Consider the following 19748-nt stretch of genomic DNA (forward strand, 5'->3'; position numbering starts at 1 on the left):
TGTTTCACTGCGGGCCTGATTTCAACGGCTCTGCTGATGACGAATGCGGCACGGAGTGAGGGTAAATTTGATCTCAGCCCAGAACAGCCGAACCGCTTGCGGGTTGAAAAACTCGATAAACGTATCGAGGAAGTCAAGGGCTTCAAATTCGTCAAAGATGGTGTTCTGACTATCGGCATCAGCACCAGCGGGCATCTGCCGTTGCATGACTATGCTTCAGATTCCAAGACCGTCATCGGCTACGATGTCGATCTGGCACAGATCATTGCCGACAGTCTCGGACGCGATCTGGAACTGGTTTCCGTTGCGTGGGCCGATTGGCCACTTGGGCTTGCTTCGGGCAAATTCGATGCGGTGATTTCCAATGTCACCGTAACGGAAGAACGGAAGGAGAAGTTCGATTTCTCCACCTATCGCAAGGATGAGCTTGGCTTCTACGTTAAGGCAGACAGCGCGATCAAGGAATTGAAACAGCCAAAGGATATTGAAGGGCTCAAGATCATCACCGATGCGGGCACCAATCAGGAAAAGGTGCTGCTGGAATGGGATCGGCAGAATGTTGCAGCGGGTTTGAAACCGATCGAGGTGCAATATTACGACGATGACGCGGTCAAGGACCTCGCCATTCAAAGTGGTCGTGCCGATGCGGTGTTCAGCGTGAACGCGACCCAGGCCTATTCCGCTGGCATCAATGGCAAGACCAAGCTGGTTGGCACGGTCAGTGGTGGCTGGCCGATCACCGCCGAGATTGCGGTTACAACGCGTAAGGGCAGCGGGCTTGCAGGCCCGTTGACCAATGTTCTCAACGATCTGATCGCGAGCGGCGCCTATACCAAGGTTCTGGATACCTGGAATCTCGGACCGGAAGCCATCACCGAAGCCAAGACAAATCCACAGGGCCTGCCGAAAAGCGGTTCGTGAGGGGTGGGGCTGGCACATGAGGGGATGCGTGTGCCAGCCCGCTTTATTCTACATAAATGGAGAATGGTTCATGAGAGCAGGTGCTCTGTTAATAGCTGCATGGGCGTTGGTTGGCGCTTCAACCCTGCCAGCGCTATCAGAAGATGATTTTGATTTGTCGCCCGAACAGACGGGCCGCATTCATGTGCAGAAAGATGCTAAGGCAATCGCCGCCATTCCCGCCGATTTCAAATTCGTCACGCCGGGCAAGCTGACTGTGGCCGTCGCGCCGGGCGGGCCGCCGCTGGCGGCCTATGCCACAGATGCCAAGACCGTTGTGGGTGCGGATGCGGACTATGCGTCCGCGATTGCTGAAAGCCTTGGGCTTGAACTCGAAAGCGTTACGGTTGCATGGATCGATTGGCCGCTGGGTCTCGCATCCGGCAAATATGATGCCGTGATATCCAATGTTGGCGTTACGGAAGAGCGCAAGGAAAAGTTCGACTTTTCGACCTATCGGCAGGGCCTGCACGGCTTCTTCGTAAAGGCCGACAGTGGCGTTACCTCCATCAAGGAGCCAAAGGATGCTGCAGGCCTCCGCATCATCGTGGGTGCCGGGACCAATCAGGAACGCATTCTCGTCAAGTGGAGCGAGGAGAATGAGAAGGCGGGACTGAAACCGCTGGAACTGCAATATTATGATGATGAGGCCGCCAGCCTTCTTGCTGTGCAATCGGGTCGGGCCGATGTGATTGTTCAACCCCATGCACAGCTCGTATTCATTGCCTCACGTGACAAGAATATCAAACGTGTTGGCACGCTCAGTGCGGGCTGGCCGGATCGTTCGGATGTGGCAATTACGACCCGCAAGGGCAGCGGACTTGCCAATGCGCTGACGATCGCCACCAATAGCCTGATCGCAAGCGGCGACTATGCCCGCATTCTCGACCGCTGGCATCTGGACGAAGAAGCTTTGAAACAATCGGAGACCAATCCGCCCGGATTGCCGAAGTTCAAATAAACTTCCGGTACAGTCATTATCGAAGGACATAATGTGCCAAAAACGATCGATTATTTCTTTTCCATCGGTTCGCCCTGGTCATATCTTGGGCTGGATACGCTTGAGGAACTGGCAGAGCAGCATGTGGTCGAAATCAAGCCTTACCTCGCAACCGTTATTGAGGAAAATGGCGGCATCCTCTCGCGCAATCGGCCGGAAGTACGTCGCGCTTATGGCACACAGGATCTCAAGCGTTGGGCCAAATTTCGTGGCAAGCCGCTTTTCATCGATGGCCGTCCAGCTTTGAGTGATCCCACACCTGCTTCCTTCAGTGTGATCGCGGCCCATCTTGATGGTCAAAACTGGCTGCAGCTGACACGTGTTTTCCAACATGCATTCTGGTCAGAGGCAAAGGACATTGGCAAGCCGGAAGTCCGCAGTGCGGTTGCGGATAGGGCCGGTTTCAACGGCGATTATCTGGCCGCACGTGAGAATGATTACGATGTTCAAGCCAAGTGGAAGTCGGATCGTGAACAGGCCGTGGCCAGGGGCGTCTTTGGTTTTCCAACCTATATCTATGATACCGAGACCTATTGGGGACAGGATAATCTGGGGTTTCTCGCGAGCCATCTGCGCGGGGAAACCTATTGAATTCGACTTCAAAGCTATTGCGAAGCCGCTGCGCGAGAAGGGAAATTGACCATGCCTCTTTCACACATAGAACATTTTGCCTTCCTCATTCCCGGTAGTCACCGGGAGAATGACCGTGAGCGCGACGAACAGCCCACTGCTTTCGGCGTTGACGGGATCGCAATAGCACTTTCTTTCAGAACTTCTGTTTTGCCCGCTTCGGCATAAAGTAGGTTCGGATATTGACGAGTGCTTCGGCGACGTCAGCAGCATCCTGGCGGGTCGCTTTCCGTTTTGTCTCGCCGAGCTTGCGGATGGGCGCAATGATATCGCCAGTCCCGGCATGACCTCGAAGAACCGGCTGCCAAAGCCTCGGCGCGTATCCTGTTGCCAGCAAAAAGCAGAGGTCCCAATCGAACGGATCAAAGGTTTGGTCATCGATCCTGGTGAACCTGGGCCTGTGGTCTTTCGGGGTTTCGGAAAGGTTCGCGGAGATACGGTTATATTCCGCAACGATCGTCTGCACGGCCCGATGTTCGGTTGTTTGCATCGGCAAGTTCAGGGCGTCCTGGCCGGTCAGTTCCGGGATCCACTTGCGTGGGTCGATGAACTTCGGGCCGATGATGAGAGCCGTAAGATAACCATCGAGACCGCTCATTGACCAGATTGGCGATGCCGGACGACGTGCCCTGATAAAGGCTTCGAACGCCTCGTCATCGAGCTTCGGTCGTGCCGTCGTCGCCTGGCTGTTCGGTGTCATGCCGCCCGTCGCTCCTGCTGTGTCATCGCTTCACGCTCAGCCTTCCAGGCCCACGGCAGGAGACTTTCCATTTCGTTGGCTTTCACTTTGCCGGAGATGATGCGCTCCAGCACATCGGCAAGCCAGACCTCGGGGTCCACACCATTCAGTTTACAGGTGTTGACGAGCGATGCGAGGACAGCGAAAGTCTTTCCACCCCGCTCGTTGCCCACGAACAACGAATTCTTCCTCGTCAGGGCCACGGATTTCATTGAACGCTCGACCACATTGGAGTCGACCTCGATCCGGCCATCATCAAGGCAGGCTGTCAACCCGCTCCAATGGTTGAGCGTGTAGCTGACGGCCTTGCCAAGTGCCGATTTCGCCGACACCTCGTCGCGCAGTTCGGTGAGGTGGGCCTTCAGCTCCCTCATGACTGGAGCTGCCTCCCGACGTCTCACGACGAGCCGGGTATCGGCGCTTTCGCCGCGCAGTTTTGCTTCGATCCGATAGATTTCCGCAATCCTGGCAAGGATCGACAAAGCCTCCGAAGAACCCGTCAGCTTGACGACATCAACGAACTTGCGCCGGGCATGGGCAAGGCAGAAGGCTAGCCGCATGGGTGCGACATTGCTCTTGCCCCGACGTTTGACCATGGTTTTATAGGCTTGGTATCCATCGACTTGAAGCACGCCGGTAAACGACGACAATTGTCCCTCGATCTCGCGGGCGCTGCGGCTTTCGGTAAAGATATAGGCCACAGCCGGCGGTGCCGGACCATTCCAGGGACGGTCGTCAACCGCCTGCGCCCATAACTGGCAGACCTTGGTTCGTTTGCGGCCCGGCTCGAGCCGGGGCAACGGCGTCTCGTCACAGAACACTCTCGGCTGCGAGCGGATAAAGGCGGTAAGCGCGTCATAGAGAAGCTCCAGCCACCAGGCGACCCGCATTACCCAGGCGCCAAGCGTGCCGCGATCGATGATGACACCGCAGGAGGCCAGCATTTGCGCCTGACGATTGAGCGGGAGATGCCAGGCAAACTTCGAAACAGCGACATGCGCGGCAAACGCAGTGGTCACCATGCCACCGTCCATCACGCGCGCCGGTGCAGGTGCTTGCACGACGGCACTCTCACAGGCCCGGCATGCATAGCGCGGCCGGATCGTCCGTTTGACCCGGACAACAGCAGGTACGATGTCGAGCGCCTCGCTGACGTCCGTGCCGATGCAATGCAGTTCGAACGAACAGCAAGGGCAAATCTTGCTCTCCGGCTCAATGATCTCTTCATAGCGCGGAAGATGCTTGGGCAAACGGCCGATATTGCGGGCAGGCGATCGCCGTGCCTGTGTTTTGTCTTCATCGGCCGGTGCGGCATCGTCATTGGCTGCAACGGGAATATCGCCTGGATCGCCCAGGTCGAGTGTTGCCTGGGCCGGATCGATGATCGTCATCTTCTCCGATTTCGTCCCGAAGAGCTGGCGCTCAAGGAAGACAATACGCGCTTTGAGGTCGGCATTCTCTTCGTCGAGCGAGAGAATGATCCGGGTCAATTGCGCAGCATCCTGAGGCAAGGGATCGGGTCGAAGCAGCATGACTGACCCTACCATATGAACCTGAATCTTCAAGCAAAACCAATAGGATCAGCCTACTTTTGAGGGTCGTCTCACCGCGTTTCGCTTGACCCGTGTCCAGTCAATGCCCGCCAGTAAAAGTGAGAACTCCTGGGCATTCATCTGCATCGCACCATCGCGGATCGGGGGCCAAACAAACTTTCCGCTTTCCAACCACTTTGTCGCCAGGATCATGCCTGACCCATCCCAGTAAATGCAGCGAAGTCGATCCAGACGCTTGGCGCGGAACACGAACACGTCGCCACAATAGGGATCGGCCGCAAGCGCTGACGCCACCAAAGCCACAAGACCATTCATACCGCGCCGGAAGTCGACAGGTTGCGTCGCCACCATGATCTTCACGCCACTCGGCGAAACTCCGATCACCGGCGACCTCGCAAGGCCGCCACCATCGCTTGCGCCAGTTCAGGTGCTACCGGGCCCATAACCGTCATGCGCGCGCCAGCAATCTCGATCTCAATCCGACCTGCGGCAACGTGGGCGACATCCGACGGCAAGCTTCCGGGAGGCGTTCGATCGCCAACCACCGTCACGGGCACGAACATCGCCTGCTGCGCACTGGACCTCGCAGATCGTTGGGAGGTCAGCCCAGCGTCCCGGCGCCAGACGTTCAGCAAGCCGCGATTGACGCCCCAGCGCCGGGCAACGGCCGAGATGTTAACATCAGGTTCCGCGCTTTCCGCAAGGATCCGCGCCTTCTCCTCGTCTGACCAATTCCGCCGCTGGCGCCGACCGGTGATCACCTCGATCCGACGATACTTTCCCTCATGCCTAGCTTCATGCATGCCTTCATCCATGACTTCAAGCATGGCATCAGCGCGTTCTCCAACCATTCCATTCCGCTCCTATCGATGAAGGAGCTTATCTCGCGGCCTCATTCACAAAAGAAAAGGTGGGTTGTTCGTCGCGCTCACGAATGACCCCGCACAAGGTTTAGAGGATACGCTTCAGCTTTTCGAGCATGGAGAGCGACTGGGATATGATAGCGCATGGGTGCGCCAGCGCCATCTGGAGCGTGGCATTTCATCCGCAGCCACATTTCTGGCTGCTGCTTCGCAGCGGACGAAACGCATCGGGCTTGGCACTGCGGTCATTCAGCTCGGCTATGAAAATCCATTTCGGCTGGCCGAAGATCTGGCAACTGTGGACTTGCTGTCCCATGGCAGGCTGAATGTTGGTGTTTCGGTGGGCGCGCCGCCTTTTGCGCATCTGATCGCTGATTTCGTTGATGCTGTTCCAACTGCTGATTACAGCCATACGCGCGCAGAAAAACTGGCCCAGGCGCTGCGCTCTGAACCGCTTTCCGGCGAAACCGAAGCGGGCAATGCCGCGGGGGGGCAAATCCCGCGTTTGAGACCTTTTGCCGAAGGGCTGACCGACCGCCTGTGGTATGGCGGCGGCTCGCAAAATTCCGCACGATGGGCAGGCCGGACCGGTTTCCACCTTTTGACAGGAAACATTGTCAGCGGTGAAAATACGGACGATTTTCTGACAGCACAGAAAACACTCATTAAACGCTTCCGTCGGGAATGGGGGCATGAACATGCGCCGCGTGTTGCACTTGGGCGCGTGATTCTGCCCACCGACAGTGCAAGTCCCGATGCGCGTCGTCGCTATGCGGAATTTGCCGCCGAGCGCGACAAGCGAACAGGTTTCGCCCATGGTCCGCGCCGCACTTTGTTTCTGCCCGATATTGTGGGCACGACTGACCAAATTCTGGAAACGCTCGCAACCGATCCTGTACTGCCGCAAGTTTCCGAGTTTCGGCTGGAACTGCCATACGAATTTCACGCGGAGGATTACGCGCAAATTCTCACGGATTTTGCGCGGCTTCTGCCTGCGTCGAACAATCCATTCGTAAATGCCTTTCCACAAGTGAGTGTCCTGACTGGCGTCCCCGCCACCAACTGATAATAGTCAGATGGCGTGGGCGATATCTGATGCTTCACGAGTTCAAAACTTGACTGTCAGTCCCGCGCGATAGGTGCGGCCTGGTGCTGGCATGAAGCTTTGTGCCAGCGCATCCAGATAATAGCGGTCCGTGATGTTCTGCACCGATGCGTTTAAAATAGCATCGTCTCTCAGCTTGTAGCTCATAAAGGCATCGAAAATTGCGACCGGCTGATAGACAAGTTGCGGCGTTGTCGCTCCGGTTTGCCAAGGTTCGGTTATTTCCTCTGTCGGACCAGATGTATAAGTCATTCGCCCTCCCAGGATCAGCTTCTCCTCAAAGAAGCGGCTGCCCAATGTCAGGTTTACAGCATATTTGGGTGGGTTCTGCGTATTGGTATAGGAGCCCATGAAACTGCCCGGCGTGCAGTCGGGTGTATTCTCGGTATGCTGATAAATCCCTGCGGTTTCACGCAAATAGGACGCGAATGTGGGGTCGCATGTCTCTGTCTTGAAATAATAGGTTGCCGACAGATCGGCAAATAGTTTGCCATTGTCGAATCTCGACTGAAACTCAAGGCCGCTCGTCTTGTAGCTTTCTGCATTGGAGAAGGTCATCACGCCGTTCGTATTCGGATCATAGTAGCGAGTGATGTAATCTTTAACATTGGTGTTGAAGTAAGCGAGTTTGAACGATGCTGTGTCGCCAGCCGTTAGCAGATTGTCGAGCGTGGTGCTGGCCCCGATCTCCCAGTTGCGCGAGCGTTCCGGCTTGAGTCCACCTGTGGGTTCCACCTGAAGCGTTCCCAAAGTGGTTTCGAAAAGCGAAGGCATACGCATGCCTTCGGCATAACTGGCATAAAGGAAGGTGTCAGGCGCGATCTCGTAATTTACACCAAAAGCAGGCGTGAAACCGCTATCCTTGGTTGATAGGCTCGGGCCCCGGTCAAAGCCAACAACCGTCTCCGACCAACGGGGGTCAAAAGCATGGGTATAGGTAGCACCAAATTCGTTGAATGGTACCCCATCGAATGGATTGTTGCTGTCACCAAAGAGCAGTCCATTGTTCAGGCGAGGGTCTGTCGCATCGCTAAACAGACCATTGGCATCCGGTCGCCAGAACATATAGCCAGTTTCCTTTGAGTTGGATGCATATATCCAGCGCCCAAAAGCGTCTTCCCATCGCGCTTTCGACATAGCGTTGCGGTCTTTCGAGCGAAACATACTGTAGCGACCGCCGCCCCAGAATTTGAGCGTATCCACCGGTCGATATTGTAGTTGACCTGAAAGGCTCATTTCTGTTCTGGAACCATTACGCAGAAACCGGTTGGTGTTAAGATCGTGCTCGGTAATAACAACGCCATCCTGTGGCTGAATCTCTTCATGTTGGAACGAACCACCAAGCGTGAGATTGAAATCGCCAAACCGTGATGCAAAATCCGTTTTGTTGGAAATATCCCCGCCAATGCGGCGATTGGACATTCTGACCCAGCTGCGGTCGCTTGCGAAATACTGTGACTTGGGACCTGTGACGCCATTTATCTGGCTGCTTTGGGCATCGGTCCACCACAGATTGGCCTTGAGATTTATCCAGTCATTGTCTTCAGGATCAAAGGCGTACCGTGCGGACGCCGAATTGATCAACATCTCACCTTGCGGGTACTGATAAATGCCAGCTGTTCCGGACCGGAAAATATCGGATGGCATGATTTCGCCGAAACGACCATCGAAGCGACGGTAGCTAAGTTCCAGTTCTTGTTCGTCTGTTGGCCGGATTGTCGCCTTCAAAAGAATGGATTCTGTCTTGGCGGATGTATTGAGAACTTCTTCGCCCGGCGCATAGGAGGTCGCCGCCGAATTCTGCTCGTAACCGGAATTGCTGAATATGCGGTATTTATCGTGGCCGTGACGTCCGGCGACGTAGTTACCCTGATTACGACGGGCATAGGCTGCGATGAAATCAAAATTGTCCTGCTGGAAGGCAAAAGCAGCGCTTCCTGACCTGGCATCCGAGTCAAACAGATTTTCTTTGCCTTCGTGGGGCTGCGCGAACAACTCCTTGCTGCTCTTTATCTGTGTGTTGCGATGCGGCGGCTTAATGCCGTTGTCCCACAATTCGCCCTTTAATCGGATGCCGATATTCTTGCCCGGGCTGAGAATGTCTTCGGGACGCAAGGTTGTGATCGCGACAGTGCCGCCAATTGCGCCAGCTGCGCCGGGCGCGAGTGCCGGTCCCTTGGTTATAACCATGTCACTGACGAGATCCGGGTCGAAATAGCTGCGCTGCTGCGTGCCTGCATAACCGCGGTAAACATTCAGAGCCTGCTGCGATCCATCCACTGTCACTGCCACGCGGCTTTGCCCCTGCATTCCGCGGATATTGACGTCCACGCCGCCGCCATTCCTGCTATCAGCGGCCTGAATGCCTGGTAGCCCCTTGAGAGTGTCCGCAGCAGAAATAGCGCCATAGCGATCGAGTTCCTCACCGGAGACATAAACACTGGAGCGCGGTGCTGAATAAACCGATGCCGCATCTGTCATTCTAGCATTGCCGACCACTATTGTTTCGAGAAAGGTCGTCCCATCCGTGGGCGCTATGGTGCCTTGACGATCAAAGATGCTCACCGTGCGCGCATCAATGAAACGATGGCGTAATTTCGAGTTCGACAGCATTTGCGTTAGGGCCGTTTCGGCAGACTGGCGACCGCTAACGGCATGGGATGATCCCTGGATCGGGTTGCCATCCTGTTTCACAATCTGGATGCCTGTCGCTTCGGCAAAATCAGCCAGCGCGGCCAGAAGAGGTTTCGACGGAATATTGAAATCGAACGCAGACGAATGGCTTTTCAAATCCATCTCCTGCGCCATGACGCCCGGCGCTCTCGCAACCACGAACGCGATCAGTGAAATGCTGCCTATCGCAAGCGCTGTTCTGAGTGTCTTTTCCATGAACCGTCCCTATTCAATTGCATGAGTATGAAGCCCTTCATGCAAAGAACGGACGAGACCGGCAAAACCCGTAAAAATAATGTGCAATTTCTATTAGAAATATTTCAGCGGTAGATAATCGTCAGCAGACCTGGAATTCTTCTGACTTTCAGGTCAAGTATTGACTGGAGTGCCGTGAATATTGCATCGGCATCATCCGTGCGGAAGACGCCAGAAAGCTGAAGATCTTTGATGTTTTCGTCCGACACGACAATTCGGCCTGTTGTATAGCGTGAAACTTCTGACAAAACGGTTCGAAGAGGGGTCTGGTTCATAATGATAAGCCCGCGCCGCCAGGCATTCATTGTGTCTATGTCGGCATTTTCGAGCTTTTGAAAACCACGGGACGAAACCGCCGTACCATTGCCCGCTCCAAGCTTGATTTGTTCGCCAGTTGCGGAGCGAACAGATACCGTGCCGCTCTCGACGCTGACCTTTGTTGAGTCATTATTTCCAATGTCGACGGTAAAGACTGTCCCAAGAACGCCAACTGTTGCGTTCTGTGTTTCGACATAGAACGGTCGATCTTCATCACGAGCGACATCAAACCACGCGCTACCGCGGATCAATCTAATGTGGCGCTCACCTGTCAAAAACGTCGTGTCGATGGCGCTGTCGCCGTCCATATAGACTCTGGTCCCATCCGAGAGCACAACTTCGTTCTGGGTTCCGGGCGATGCGGCATAGTCGGCAAATCGCCGGGCGATCAAACCTTCATCGCGCCAGATTGCGCCTGCGCCAACGACCAGTGCCACTACAGATGCAGAGAGCGCCCATTTCAAGGTCTGTTGAGAGAAAAAGCGTTCAACCCAACCCAAGCCGCGACGGCTTGATCGGGCTACAATTTGAGCCGGTGCTTTCAACTCGCCCCAAAGTTTGCAAATGCTGTCATAGGCGTCCCGGTTGGCAGGGCTTTCTTGAAGCCACAATTGAAACGAGCGCTTTGTATCGTCCGGTACTGGGTGGCTGCTCATACGGACAAACCACGTCGCGGCGTCATCAATCGCTACGTCTTTCGACTTTTCGTGGTTGCCAGATTCCAACATAGTCTTGCTATTTAAAGTTAGAAGAGATGAATCGCAATCAGCCATGTGACTGCTGCCACTTATGGCAAAAAGCTATGGCGGCAGCCATTTCTTTCTCGACGGTGCTGAGTGAAACGTGAAGTGTTTGGGCAATTTGTCCATAAGTCATGCCGTCTACACGTGCGAGCAGGAAGATTTTTGCACGGCGGCGCGGAAGATGATTGATCGCGTCGAGCAGAACGGCGAGATCATGTTTTGACGAAACGATGCGTTCAGGCTGAATGTGCTCCACGAAGACCTCGTCGCTCGCTGCCTTGCCGCCTGCGTCATGAACATTGCGAGTGCGAATGTGATCGATGGCCAATGTCGTCAGAGTGCGAACCACCAGGCCTCTGTCGCCGTCTGAAAGTTCGCGGGAAGAGAGCTTGATGTAGGTCTCTTGCAGAATGTCGTCGGCATCGTGGGCATTGCCGAGAAGTTTTATGGCAAACCGTTTCAGGCGCGAGCGTTCCCGTACAAAGAAACGTTCAAAAACGGCATTCAACGGAGACATATACCTGATCCAAAGACACATTCAGAAATATGAGTTCTTTAGTCATGTTTTATGGAAAGGGCAACTCCGAATGGAAAATTTGTGAAAGCATCCCACAAGGGCCGCTCTCAAATGATGGAGGGCTGCGCCTCCCCCATCATTACAGTCGTGTGCGGAAAATTTGCGCGCCCTGAAAACCTATGCCGAAAGATGTTCAACGAGGATGGACGTGCCCAAAGCACAAAGCACAACAGCCGCCGCCACTTCGGCAAACTTGCCGAACCTGGTTCCGATTACCTTGCCGATCATCAGGCCCATCGTGGACATGATGAATGTCGCAAGACCGATGGCCACTGAAATCACGATGATGCCCTGCAAGTTGATACCGATAAAGGCCAGCGACAGACCGACAGCCATGGCATCGATGCTCGTACCAAGCGCCGTTGCGAGCAGAACGAGGAACGAACCTCCTTGAGATGCCTCTCCGTCGTCATCCTTGGGCCAGATGACTGTATAAAGCATATGCAGACCAACTGCCGACAACAGCCCGAATGCAAGCCAGTGATCGACATGGGAAACCCAGTCGCTGGCGAGAACGCCAGCCACCCAGCCGAGAAACGGGGTGATGGCTTCAACCACGCCAAAGACGATGCCGGTACGCAAAGCCTCGGAAAGTCGAGGACGGTTCAAGGCAGTACCACGCCCAACAGAGACCGCAAAAGCATCGACCGACATACTGACGGAAAGAAATAATACTGTGATGGGGGACATCATGTCTGCTCAGACGGAGGATTGGCCGGGCAACAAAGGCCATCCGTCCGTCGGCGGATGGCTGATACCACGGTCTTGCCGGGCCGTTAAACGGCTGGTCGCGCCACGCTTTTCAGCGATTGTGTTGACGTGACCCCACTTGATCTTGGCATTGCCTCAATGGGCTGCACTTCGGTGGTGGCTACTCCCCGATGCGGATTTCCTATTTGCAACTGAAAAAATTGTCAAGCAATATCAATATGTTAAATGAATATGATAAGCATTTGCAATTGGAGAGTTTATGAAAATGTCAGAGAACATCGAAGTGGTTTTAATGTTTTGACGGAGATGACGCTCTCGCATTATAGGTTTGATGCCGACATATAATCTTTGAGTACGAGACCTTTAAGGTCGAAATAAAAGGTAAAAAATTAGCGGGTATGCTCCCTTGGAGAAGATAGTGGGGATGCATGGCTTGTTTGGCACTCAACCACGTTCGCTTGGTCATTCACCTAATTCCTGCTCTGAGGAATGCTTGCACAAATTGGCGCTGAAAAATCAAAAAGGCTATAACCAATGGCGCAATGACCATAATGGTCGCGGCGCTGATGGTTGAAATATCCACGCCGCTTTCAGGCGATCCAAACAGCGACAGCCTTACCGTAAGCGGTCTTTTTCCGGGTGTGTCGGTGACGATCAGTGGCCAGAGAAAATGGTTCCAGTGGGTGGTAACCGAGACCAGAGCATAAGCCAGGTAGGTGGATTTAGCTGCCGGTACGTAGACGCGCCAAAGGACGCCCAGCCACGCGCATCCATCGACCCGCGCTGCATCCTCTAATTCGGCGGGTACAGATTTGAATGTCTGACGTAACAGGAATATGCCAAAGACGCTGGCAATATACGGAATTCCCATGCCAGTAATCGTATCGGCTATTCCTAATATGGCGATCATCGCATAGTTTTCGACAATCAGAACCTCAGTGAGAATAAAGGCCGAGGCGAAATGTGCAGGTTATTACAAATAAAGATACAGTACGGAAATTATTCATGAAAAATTATATATAAAGTATTTCTATTATCTTAGAAAATGTATCTCGAAATGTAAATTACATAAATTTGATATTTGTTGTTTTCGGCATAATTTATTGAAATAATGTCTTAAAAGTCGCATTGCGCGAATGCGAATATCGTGCGTTCGCTTGAACAGGTGATATAGCGAAAATTGGACGACCTGCGAGAACGTGGGACGGATCGGTAGGCTCGCAAGTGAATCGACCGCGGGCCTCTGTCCTGCCAATCACCTGTCGTCTGTCTGGCTATCAACTCAAAAAAACAGCGGCGACCGGATGACGCGGTCGCCGCTGCTTTGGTTGTCACTGCATCGATGAATATATGACGTCTAAGCCTTCGTCATTATTGATCGCCTGTTATGACCTGTAGCTGTTTTCTCAGAAAACAGCTTAGAACGAACGCTGGAAGCGGATCGTGCCGCCCCAAGCATCATTTACGTTGTTGTCATTGACAACTGCTTCGTAACGCTTCCAATCGCCGCCGAACTTGGTGTAGGTGACTTCAGGCGTGATCGTGAAGCCAGGGACGAGTTCATAGGCTACGTTGGCAGCAACGGCAGTTTTACCCCAGTCGTCGGTTGCACCCTGGAGGTTGAACGTTGCCTTCTGCGTCAGTGCGTATTTCAAGCCGCCCCAGACAGCCCATTCGCCGCCCCACTGACCGTACATCTGATCTGGGCTTGCTTCCGAAGAGTAGGCGCCCTGAAGCCAGAGGCCAAAACGGTCGGTGATGTTGACGTCGCCGCGAACCTTCGTGGACCATTCTTCAATAACGGAGTCGTATGCTACGACGCCAGCGATCGAGCCCCAGCCGCCTGCATATTTCAGGCCGCCGACAACATGCGGCATGTAACCGTCAATTGCATAGCCACCATCGCGAGGAGCCGTAAAGCCACCATCGTTATCTCCGCCCTGTTCAAGAGCGACAACGGCCGAGAAGCCATTACCGGCTGCAAACGTGTAAGCGATTTTGCCGGTGCGATAGGCGCCAGCCGAGACCACGTCATCGTTGATGATGTCGCCGAGATAGCCAGTGAAGGTGTGGAATTCGGATTCGTCGATACCTACTTTGAGGCCGCCAAGCTCAATATAGGCCATGCGCAGTTCGACATCACTGCCGGTGTCGCCATAAACGCCATCGATGCCCGAATTGTTGGACGAATAGTTGAAGCGGGTTTCGGTGAAGGTCTTCAGGCTGCCAAGTTCGGTTTCCGAAGCCGTCGAGGTGCGCAGCGTAAAGCGCAGGCTCTTGTCCCAGCCTTCACGGTCAACGCCGGAATAAGGATTGTCGCCACCCTTTACTTCGTAGCGGACATAGCCGCTGATGCGCAGGCAGGTTTCGGTGCCCGGAATGTAAAAGTAACCCGCGCCGTAAGCATCGCAGACGCGAACATATTCAACAGCTTCAGGCTCTGGAGCAACGATTGCATCGGCAGCAAATGCCGGAACTGATGTCACGACCGCAGCGGAAGCAATCAGGAACGACTTTATTTTCATGAATTCGACCTTTCATTGTATGCGAACAATGATGCCAAAGAGAATTAATATCTCTTCCAGACAATTACCAAAGTCGATTTCGGTTTTGTTCTGTCGATCGATGTTGCACTGAAACATCCAACATTATGTCTGCTAATCGTAATATTTGTGAATTTATGTGACGATGCAATATGAAAACTAATATTTAATACAGTTAAAAAAAGCGACAGAAATAATCTGCCGCTGCTAGTTTATGTGATGAAATCATGATTGGAGGTCAGATTATCACGATTTCAATATTCATATTTATCTTGAATTTGTCAAACGTTACTTTCGTAATTATTACGATTCACGCCAAATAATCAGAACGAACGCTGGAAGCGAACCGTACCCTGAATGCCGTCTGATCCTACGAGACCAGCTTCACGCAGCGGATGATCGCTATCCCACTTGGTGTAGGCAATTTCCGGGGTGATGGTGAAGCCAGGAACCAGCTGATAAGCCACGTTTGCAGCAATTGCGGTCTTGCCCCAATCTTCGTAAGCGCCCTGGATATTGATTGTGGCCTTCTCGGTTGCCTTGAACTTCGCGCCGCCCCAGACAACCCATTCGCCGCCCCACTGGCCGTAATTCTGATCTGGGGTTTCTTCCGACGAATAGCCGCCCTGTACCCAGACCGAGAACCTTTCGGTGATGTTCACATCGCCACGAAGCTTCGCATTCCAGTCTTCGAGAACGGAATCGTAAGCCACGACAGCTGCGATCGAGCCCCAGCCAGCCTTGTACTTCAAGCCGCCAAGAAGGTGCGGAGTGTAGCCGTCAATCGTGTAGCTGCTGCCACCCTGCTCGGCTGCGATAAGGGCCGAGAAACCATTGCCAGCGTTGAAGGTGTAGGAGATCTGGCCCGTGGTGTAGCTACCAGCTGCGATAACGTCATCGTTGATGATATCTCCGAGGTAACCGGTAAAGGTGTGGAAGGCCGATTCGTCGATACCTACGCGGAAGCCGCCAAGTTCGATATAGGCGCGGCGATTGTCGACACCGCTCGACGCGGAGCCATACTCGCCATCCCAGCCGGAATTGTCCGCCGTGTAATTGAAGCGGGTTTCGGTATAGGACTTGAGCGTGCCCAGTTCGGTTTCGGTCGCGGTGTGGGTGCGCAACGTGAAGCGGGCGCCCTTGTCCCAGCCCTTGCGATCAAAGCCTGTATAGGCGTCGTCGCCACCCTTCACGTCATAACGGACATAGCCGCTAACGCGCAGGCAGGTTTCGGTGCCTGGAATGTAAAAATAGCCCGCGCCGTAAGCATCGCAAACGCGAACATATTCGACGGCTTCCGGCTCTGGAGCAACAATTGCATCGGCGGCAAATGCCGGCAAAGATATGATCCCCGCTGAGAAAGAAATCAGAAGTGTAGTGATTTTCATGATTCGTCACCTGAAGTAGTTGTATTTGCGAAATCAAAAAAACATCGAATACATTCATTTTCAATTATCAGTTTTATGACAGTATTAGTTCACATATAACCTGTTGCAATATCAACACATAACGATATGCACGCTTATTTTGATATAGCTGCAAATGTAATATTTAGGAAAATGTCGTCTGGGGTGGTTTTTTCTCATGCGAAGATTCCACTATTTAGCTTTTCGTCGCTTTGGAGTTTGGCTATGCGCTCGCGGCGATTTCCGCGTCCTGTATCGCGATCATGAAGACAAAGGGAACAATCGCAGCCGATGCGGACGCTCGTGCGTATTACTGCAAGTTTTTCAGCGCTGGAATTTATTGAGAAGTGTAGATGCCAGCACGAAGGCTAATCTTCGGTCAAATGTCTCTCAAGATATTCTGCAAAGCGTAGGGCAGCCGGACCGGGCGGTGCGTCAATGGAATGAACTGTGTGGAAGGGATAGGGCCTTCTATGCCATTCCGCCAGTTTAACCTCGTGCAATCGGCCTGCTGCAAGATCATCCTTGATGAGGCACAAGGGGAGGTTACCCCATCCAAGGCCAGACAGCGCCAACCAGTATTTGGCCTGGATATCCGAAACCCGGATTGTGTCTGGTGACAATACGGCAAAGTCCTGGCCTTTGGACATTTCCGAGCGGTCTGTCAAAACCAATTGGGTAAAAGCTCGCGCCTGCCTGTTGCTAATTGGTCCCGGCATTTTTGCAAGTTCATGGTTCGGTGCGCACACAGGGATAAGACTGGTCTGACCGATACGAACCTGATCCAGCCGGTCGATACGATAAAAAAGCGGTCCACTGATTCCGATATTGGCTGATCCGTCCAGAACGGCTGCCGGGACACCACCTAGAACCTCCGTCCTCAACTGCACAGCAAGTTTGGGAAATTCGGCGCGCAGATCGCGAAGGGTGGCCACAAGAGCAGGTCCGGGAAGCATGGCATCGACTACAATGGAAAGCTTTGGCTCCACACCGGCCAGTAGCCCGTCCATCCGGGCATTCAAACCATCCACTTCTTGCGCGATGCGCCTCGCATCGATCAGCACCGCGCGCCCGATTTCCGTCAGTACGGGACGGCGGACTGTCCGATCGAACAGCGCGACGCCGCCCAATTGGGCCTCAAATGCAGCAATCGTATAGCTGACAGACGATTGCTGCCGATGCAGCCGCCGTGCCGCCGCAGAAAATCCGCCCGCTTCGACAACGGCCAGGAACACATTGATCTGATCCAGGGTGGGCTGTTTTTTGGTTCTATCGAATGGACTGTTCATAATCATCAATATTATCCGAATTGTCAGATAGATCAAACGGGCGGTAGCTTCCGGCCCAGTAATGTCGGGCCGACAACCGCTGTTCAAGATGGGCCGCAATCAAACTCAGGACAATTCAGTATCCGCAGATACCCTTCGCCGAACACCTCAAGGGGATAATTGATGAAACTTTCTTTGACTAAACTCGTGGCGCTGCTCTTGGCTGTTATGACCGGCACGGCTGCGCTGGCGGCCAGCGATGATGCTGTCGTTCTCGATCAAACGCCCTATGCCAATCGCGCGGTTCTTCCCGATTTCACCGGCGCAGCCTGCCCCGATACTCCTCGTAGCCTGGAACAGGTCAAGGGTAATCTCTACCGTCATACGACCGGTGCAGGACTGGCTGTCCATAGTGGCCTGGTTTTGGTTACCACGGAAGGCGCACTTGTTATCGACCCCGCGATGAGCTGCACGTCTGGCTGGCTCAAAGACGAAATCAAGAAGCGATTCAATGTGCCGGTGAAGTATCTGGTTTACACCCACGCCCATGCCGATCACGTCAGTGGTGGACAGATTTTTCAGCAGGACGGAGCCACGGTTATCGCCAACCAACGGGCAGTCGAGCCCATCGTTGGCGAAAAGCTTCCGACGGCGGTGCCTGACAAAGTTTTCGATGAGAATATGACGATCACATTGGGCGGGGAGGAGGTGCGTTTGCACCGCGTCGCGCCAAGCCATTCCAACAGCATGGTGATGGTCTATTTCCCTGGCTACAAAGCTCTGCAATGCACGGATGTCTGCGAAAGCAAGTCCATGCCATACAATGACTTCCTCGATTTCTATTATGATGGATGGGTGGAGACCCTTGATTGGGTCATCAAGCAGGACGTCGATGTAATCGATGTCGGTCATTACAGCCCGGCGAAGAAAGAAGACATCGTTGCAGAACGCAATTACATCGTCGATCTTCATCGGCAGGTTCTCGACCTCGTGCGGGCTGGACAGTCCTGGGATGAACTTTATCGCAACGTCAAATTCAGTCCGGAGGTTCAGAGCTGGACTGCATTCAGCACGATGAAGACGTTGAATATTCTCGGCATGTATCGCTGGGTTAGCAATCACCGCCGTGGTGCCTGGTAGCAGTCTTTCAAGGCTGCGGTGGCAAGCCGTTGGTCCAAACACAGGATACAGAACATATGAATCACTCAAGACGCAATCTCTTGCAAGGAGCCGGCGCGGGTTTTGCGCTGGCTGCCCTGTCCGGCGCTGCCCATGCGACCGGGAATACCCGCAAAGCTGCAGCCGCTGCGAGCGGAACAAAACGGTCGACGGACAAAAAAATTGATATCGTAAACTTCGACCTGCTTGAGCAACGCGCAAAAGCCATCATGAGTGAGCCTGCTTATGCATTCATCGCCCATGCATCGGGCGATGAATGGACACTGCGCGAAAACCGTCGTGCCTTTAACGACTACCCCATTCGAACGCACCGTCTCGCTGGTGTCGCGGCTGATAATGTTGATCTTGGTTTGGAGCTTCTGGGCCAGAAACTGCCGTTTCCGATCATGGTGGCCCCGATGGGCGCGCAAATTTTTGCTAATCCTGAAGCCGAGATTACGGCTGTCGCTGGCACCGGAGCGGCTGGTACGCTTTACCAATCGTCGGGTGCATCCAACCGGCCACTCGAAGAAATAGCCAAGGCGACCACAGGACCCAAATGGTTCCAGCTTTACTTCAACGCAGACATTAATGTGACGCAAAGTCTGCTTGAGCGTGCACGAAACGCTGGCTATTCCGCGATTATCATCACAGCAGATGCTCTTGGGCCCGGCGCGAGCGATGCGTTCATTGAACTGGGCAAGCCTTTCCCACCCGGATTCAGCTTTGGCAATCATGATCCGCGTTACGGCGGAACTGGTAATTTCAGAAATCAGAAGATCGATCTTACTCCCGATGACATTCGTATGGTCAAATCAGTGTCCAAACTGCCGGTCATCGTCAAAGGGATTATGCGCGGAACAGATGCGGATACGGCGATCAAAGCGGGTGCGGACGCCATTCAGGTCTCCAATCACGGTGGACGCCAGCTCGACGGCGTTCCAGGTGCCATCAGTGTGCTGAAGGAAGTCAGCGATGCGGTAGGCAACCGCGTGCCGGTGCTTTTCGATAGCGGAATCCGCCGTGGTATTGATGTATTCCGCGCCCTTTGCCTTGGAGCTTCTGCTGTGGCCGTTGGGCGTCCTGTTCTCTACGGATCAGCAGTGGGTGGAGCTGCGGGCGTGCAGAGTGTGCTTGAGCACGTGCACCAAGAGTTGAATCTCGTCATGCTGTTGGCGGGGGCGAAATCCGTCAAGGATTTGTCGCCTGAATACTTGAAAATCTAGGCAGCAGGTCTATTTCCTCA

General features: G+C 53.8%; 17 protein-coding genes and 1 pseudogene. 6 read left to right on the plus strand and 12 right to left on the minus strand.

Features of this window, described 5'->3' with window-relative positions; all coding sequences use genetic code 11:
• Positions 1-36 precede the first annotated feature (36 nt).
• The 3 genes from WIX40_RS22405 to WIX40_RS22415 all read left to right on the plus strand — a co-directional run bounded on the left by WIX40_RS22405 (position 37) and on the right by WIX40_RS22415 (position 2551).
• The gene (locus WIX40_RS22405) at positions 37-921 is read left to right on the plus strand and encodes an ABC transporter substrate-binding protein (RefSeq protein ID WP_371834172.1); all 885 of its coding nucleotides are present in this window, start codon (positions 37-39) and stop codon (positions 919-921) included.
• 70 nt (positions 922-991) lie between these two features.
• Positions 992-1921, plus strand: coding sequence for an ABC transporter substrate-binding protein (locus tag WIX40_RS22410; protein WP_339442302.1), 930 nt, complete (start codon positions 992-994; stop codon positions 1919-1921).
• A 33-nt stretch (positions 1922-1954) separates the two neighbouring features.
• Entirely contained in the window at positions 1955-2551 is a 597-nt protein-coding gene (locus WIX40_RS22415; protein WP_339442304.1) for a 2-hydroxychromene-2-carboxylate isomerase, read from the plus strand.
• Between the two features lie 175 nt (positions 2552-2726).
• Here WIX40_RS22415 and WIX40_RS22420 read toward each other — a convergent pair whose 3' ends face one another.
• The 4 genes from WIX40_RS22420 to tnpA are packed head-to-tail and all read right to left on the minus strand — an operon-like array spanning position 2727 to position 5733.
• Positions 2727-3290 (minus strand): UPF0149 family protein, encoded by a 564-nt coding sequence (locus WIX40_RS22420; protein WP_112591117.1) that lies wholly within the window; start codon positions 3288-3290, stop codon positions 2727-2729.
• Positions 3287-4861, minus strand: a complete 1575-nt coding sequence (tnpC, locus tag WIX40_RS22425) for an IS66 family transposase (protein ID WP_043062543.1) — start codon at positions 4859-4861, stop codon at positions 3287-3289. Before tnpC ends, WIX40_RS22420 begins: the two co-directional genes overlap by 4 nt.
• 48 nt (positions 4862-4909) lie before the next feature.
• On the minus strand, positions 4910-5266 hold the full coding sequence (tnpB, locus tag WIX40_RS22430) for an IS66 family insertion sequence element accessory protein TnpB (RefSeq protein ID WP_043062544.1): 357 nt from the start codon (positions 5264-5266) through the stop codon (positions 4910-4912).
• A complete protein-coding gene (tnpA, locus tag WIX40_RS22435) occupies positions 5263-5733 on the minus strand; it encodes an IS66-like element accessory protein TnpA (RefSeq protein ID WP_043062545.1) in 471 nt (156 codons plus the stop codon). Before tnpA ends, tnpB begins: the two co-directional genes overlap by 4 nt.
• Before the next feature lie 64 nt (positions 5734-5797).
• Here tnpA and WIX40_RS22440 point away from each other — a divergent pair, with 64 nt between their 5' ends.
• Positions 5798-6811 (plus strand): LLM class flavin-dependent oxidoreductase, encoded by a 1014-nt coding sequence (locus tag WIX40_RS22440; protein WP_339442306.1) that lies wholly within the window; start codon positions 5798-5800, stop codon positions 6809-6811.
• A gap of 42 nt (positions 6812-6853) precedes the next feature.
• On the opposite strand, the gene WIX40_RS22445 is transcribed toward WIX40_RS22440, so the two are convergent.
• From WIX40_RS22445 to WIX40_RS22480, 8 genes and pseudogenes are all read right to left on the minus strand, one after another.
• Positions 6854-9739: a TonB-dependent receptor domain-containing protein gene (locus WIX40_RS22445; protein WP_339442308.1), complete on the minus strand. Its 2886-nt coding sequence runs from the start codon at positions 9737-9739 to the stop codon at positions 6854-6856.
• Positions 9740-9843: 104 nt separating this feature from the next.
• On the minus strand, positions 9844-10869 hold the full coding sequence (locus WIX40_RS22450) for a FecR family protein (protein ID WP_339442310.1): 1026 nt from the start codon (positions 10867-10869) through the stop codon (positions 9844-9846).
• A complete protein-coding gene (locus WIX40_RS22455; RefSeq protein WP_283735685.1) occupies positions 10862-11356 on the minus strand; it encodes an RNA polymerase sigma factor in 495 nt (164 codons plus the stop codon). Before WIX40_RS22455 ends, WIX40_RS22450 begins: the two co-directional genes overlap by 8 nt.
• 177 nt (positions 11357-11533) lie before the next feature.
• The gene (locus WIX40_RS22460; RefSeq protein WP_503657223.1) at positions 11534-12025 is read right to left on the minus strand and encodes a manganese efflux pump MntP; all 492 of its coding nucleotides are present in this window, start codon (positions 12023-12025) and stop codon (positions 11534-11536) included.
• A gap of 568 nt (positions 12026-12593) precedes the next feature.
• Positions 12594-13073 (minus strand): annotated as a pseudogene (locus WIX40_RS22465) (carbohydrate ABC transporter permease); the annotation flags it as partial.
• A gap of 472 nt (positions 13074-13545) precedes the next feature.
• Positions 13546-14652: a porin gene (locus tag WIX40_RS22470; protein WP_339442312.1), complete on the minus strand. Its 1107-nt coding sequence runs from the start codon at positions 14650-14652 to the stop codon at positions 13546-13548.
• A 341-nt stretch (positions 14653-14993) separates the two neighbouring features.
• The gene (locus WIX40_RS22475; protein ID WP_339442314.1) at positions 14994-16058 is read right to left on the minus strand and encodes a porin; all 1065 of its coding nucleotides are present in this window, start codon (positions 16056-16058) and stop codon (positions 14994-14996) included.
• 386 nt (positions 16059-16444) lie between these two features.
• Positions 16445-17371 (minus strand): LysR family transcriptional regulator, encoded by a 927-nt coding sequence (locus tag WIX40_RS22480; RefSeq protein ID WP_339442316.1) that lies wholly within the window; start codon positions 17369-17371, stop codon positions 16445-16447.
• Positions 17372-17527: 156 nt separating this feature from the next.
• Between WIX40_RS22480 and WIX40_RS22485 the strand changes: the two genes are divergently transcribed.
• Together WIX40_RS22485 and WIX40_RS22490 are read left to right on the plus strand one after the other, a co-directional pair.
• On the plus strand, positions 17528-18484 hold the full coding sequence (locus WIX40_RS22485) for an MBL fold metallo-hydrolase (RefSeq protein WP_124915344.1): 957 nt from the start codon (positions 17528-17530) through the stop codon (positions 18482-18484).
• A 56-nt stretch (positions 18485-18540) separates the two neighbouring features.
• Complete coding sequence (locus tag WIX40_RS22490) at positions 18541-19728, plus strand: alpha-hydroxy-acid oxidizing protein (protein ID WP_339442318.1); 1188 nt, start codon at positions 18541-18543, stop codon at positions 19726-19728.
• The last annotated feature ends 20 nt before the right edge of the window (positions 19729-19748 follow it).

Origin of the sequence: Ochrobactrum teleogrylli (assembly GCF_037482325.1) — a bacterium.
In the GTDB taxonomy this organism is placed as follows: Bacteria; Pseudomonadota; Alphaproteobacteria; order Rhizobiales; family Rhizobiaceae; genus Brucella; species Brucella teleogrylli.

Excerpts from the sequence above, each read along its gene's own strand:
- WIX40_RS22405 (WP_371834172.1), top strand. The coding sequence starts at position 37 with ATGACGAATGCGGCACGGAGTGAGGGTAAATTTGATCTCAGCCCAGAA.
- WIX40_RS22410 (WP_339442302.1), top strand. The coding sequence starts at position 992 with ATGAGAGCAGGTGCTCTGTTAATAGCTGCATGGGCGTTGGTTGGCGCT.
- WIX40_RS22420 (WP_112591117.1), bottom strand. The coding sequence starts at position 3,290 with ATGACACCGAACAGCCAGGCGACGACGGCACGACCGAAGCTCGATGAC.
- tnpC (WP_043062543.1), bottom strand. The coding sequence starts at position 4,861 with ATGCTGCTTCGACCCGATCCCTTGCCTCAGGATGCTGCGCAATTGACC.
- tnpA (WP_043062545.1), bottom strand. The coding sequence starts at position 5,733 with ATGGTTGGAGAACGCGCTGATGCCATGCTTGAAGTCATGGATGAAGGC.
- WIX40_RS22445 (WP_339442308.1), bottom strand. The coding sequence starts at position 9,739 with ATGGAAAAGACACTCAGAACAGCGCTTGCGATAGGCAGCATTTCACTG.
- WIX40_RS22450 (WP_339442310.1), bottom strand. The coding sequence starts at position 10,869 with ATGGCTGATTGCGATTCATCTCTTCTAACTTTAAATAGCAAGACTATG.
- WIX40_RS22455 (WP_283735685.1), bottom strand. The coding sequence starts at position 11,356 with ATGTCTCCGTTGAATGCCGTTTTTGAACGTTTCTTTGTACGGGAACGC.
- WIX40_RS22470 (WP_339442312.1), bottom strand. The coding sequence starts at position 14,652 with ATGAAAATAAAGTCGTTCCTGATTGCTTCCGCTGCGGTCGTGACATCA.
- WIX40_RS22475 (WP_339442314.1), bottom strand. The coding sequence starts at position 16,058 with ATGAAAATCACTACACTTCTGATTTCTTTCTCAGCGGGGATCATATCT.
- WIX40_RS22480 (WP_339442316.1), bottom strand. The coding sequence starts at position 17,371 with ATGATTATGAACAGTCCATTCGATAGAACCAAAAAACAGCCCACCCTG.
- WIX40_RS22485 (WP_124915344.1), top strand. The coding sequence starts at position 17,528 with ATGAAACTTTCTTTGACTAAACTCGTGGCGCTGCTCTTGGCTGTTATG.
- WIX40_RS22490 (WP_339442318.1), top strand. The coding sequence starts at position 18,541 with ATGAATCACTCAAGACGCAATCTCTTGCAAGGAGCCGGCGCGGGTTTT.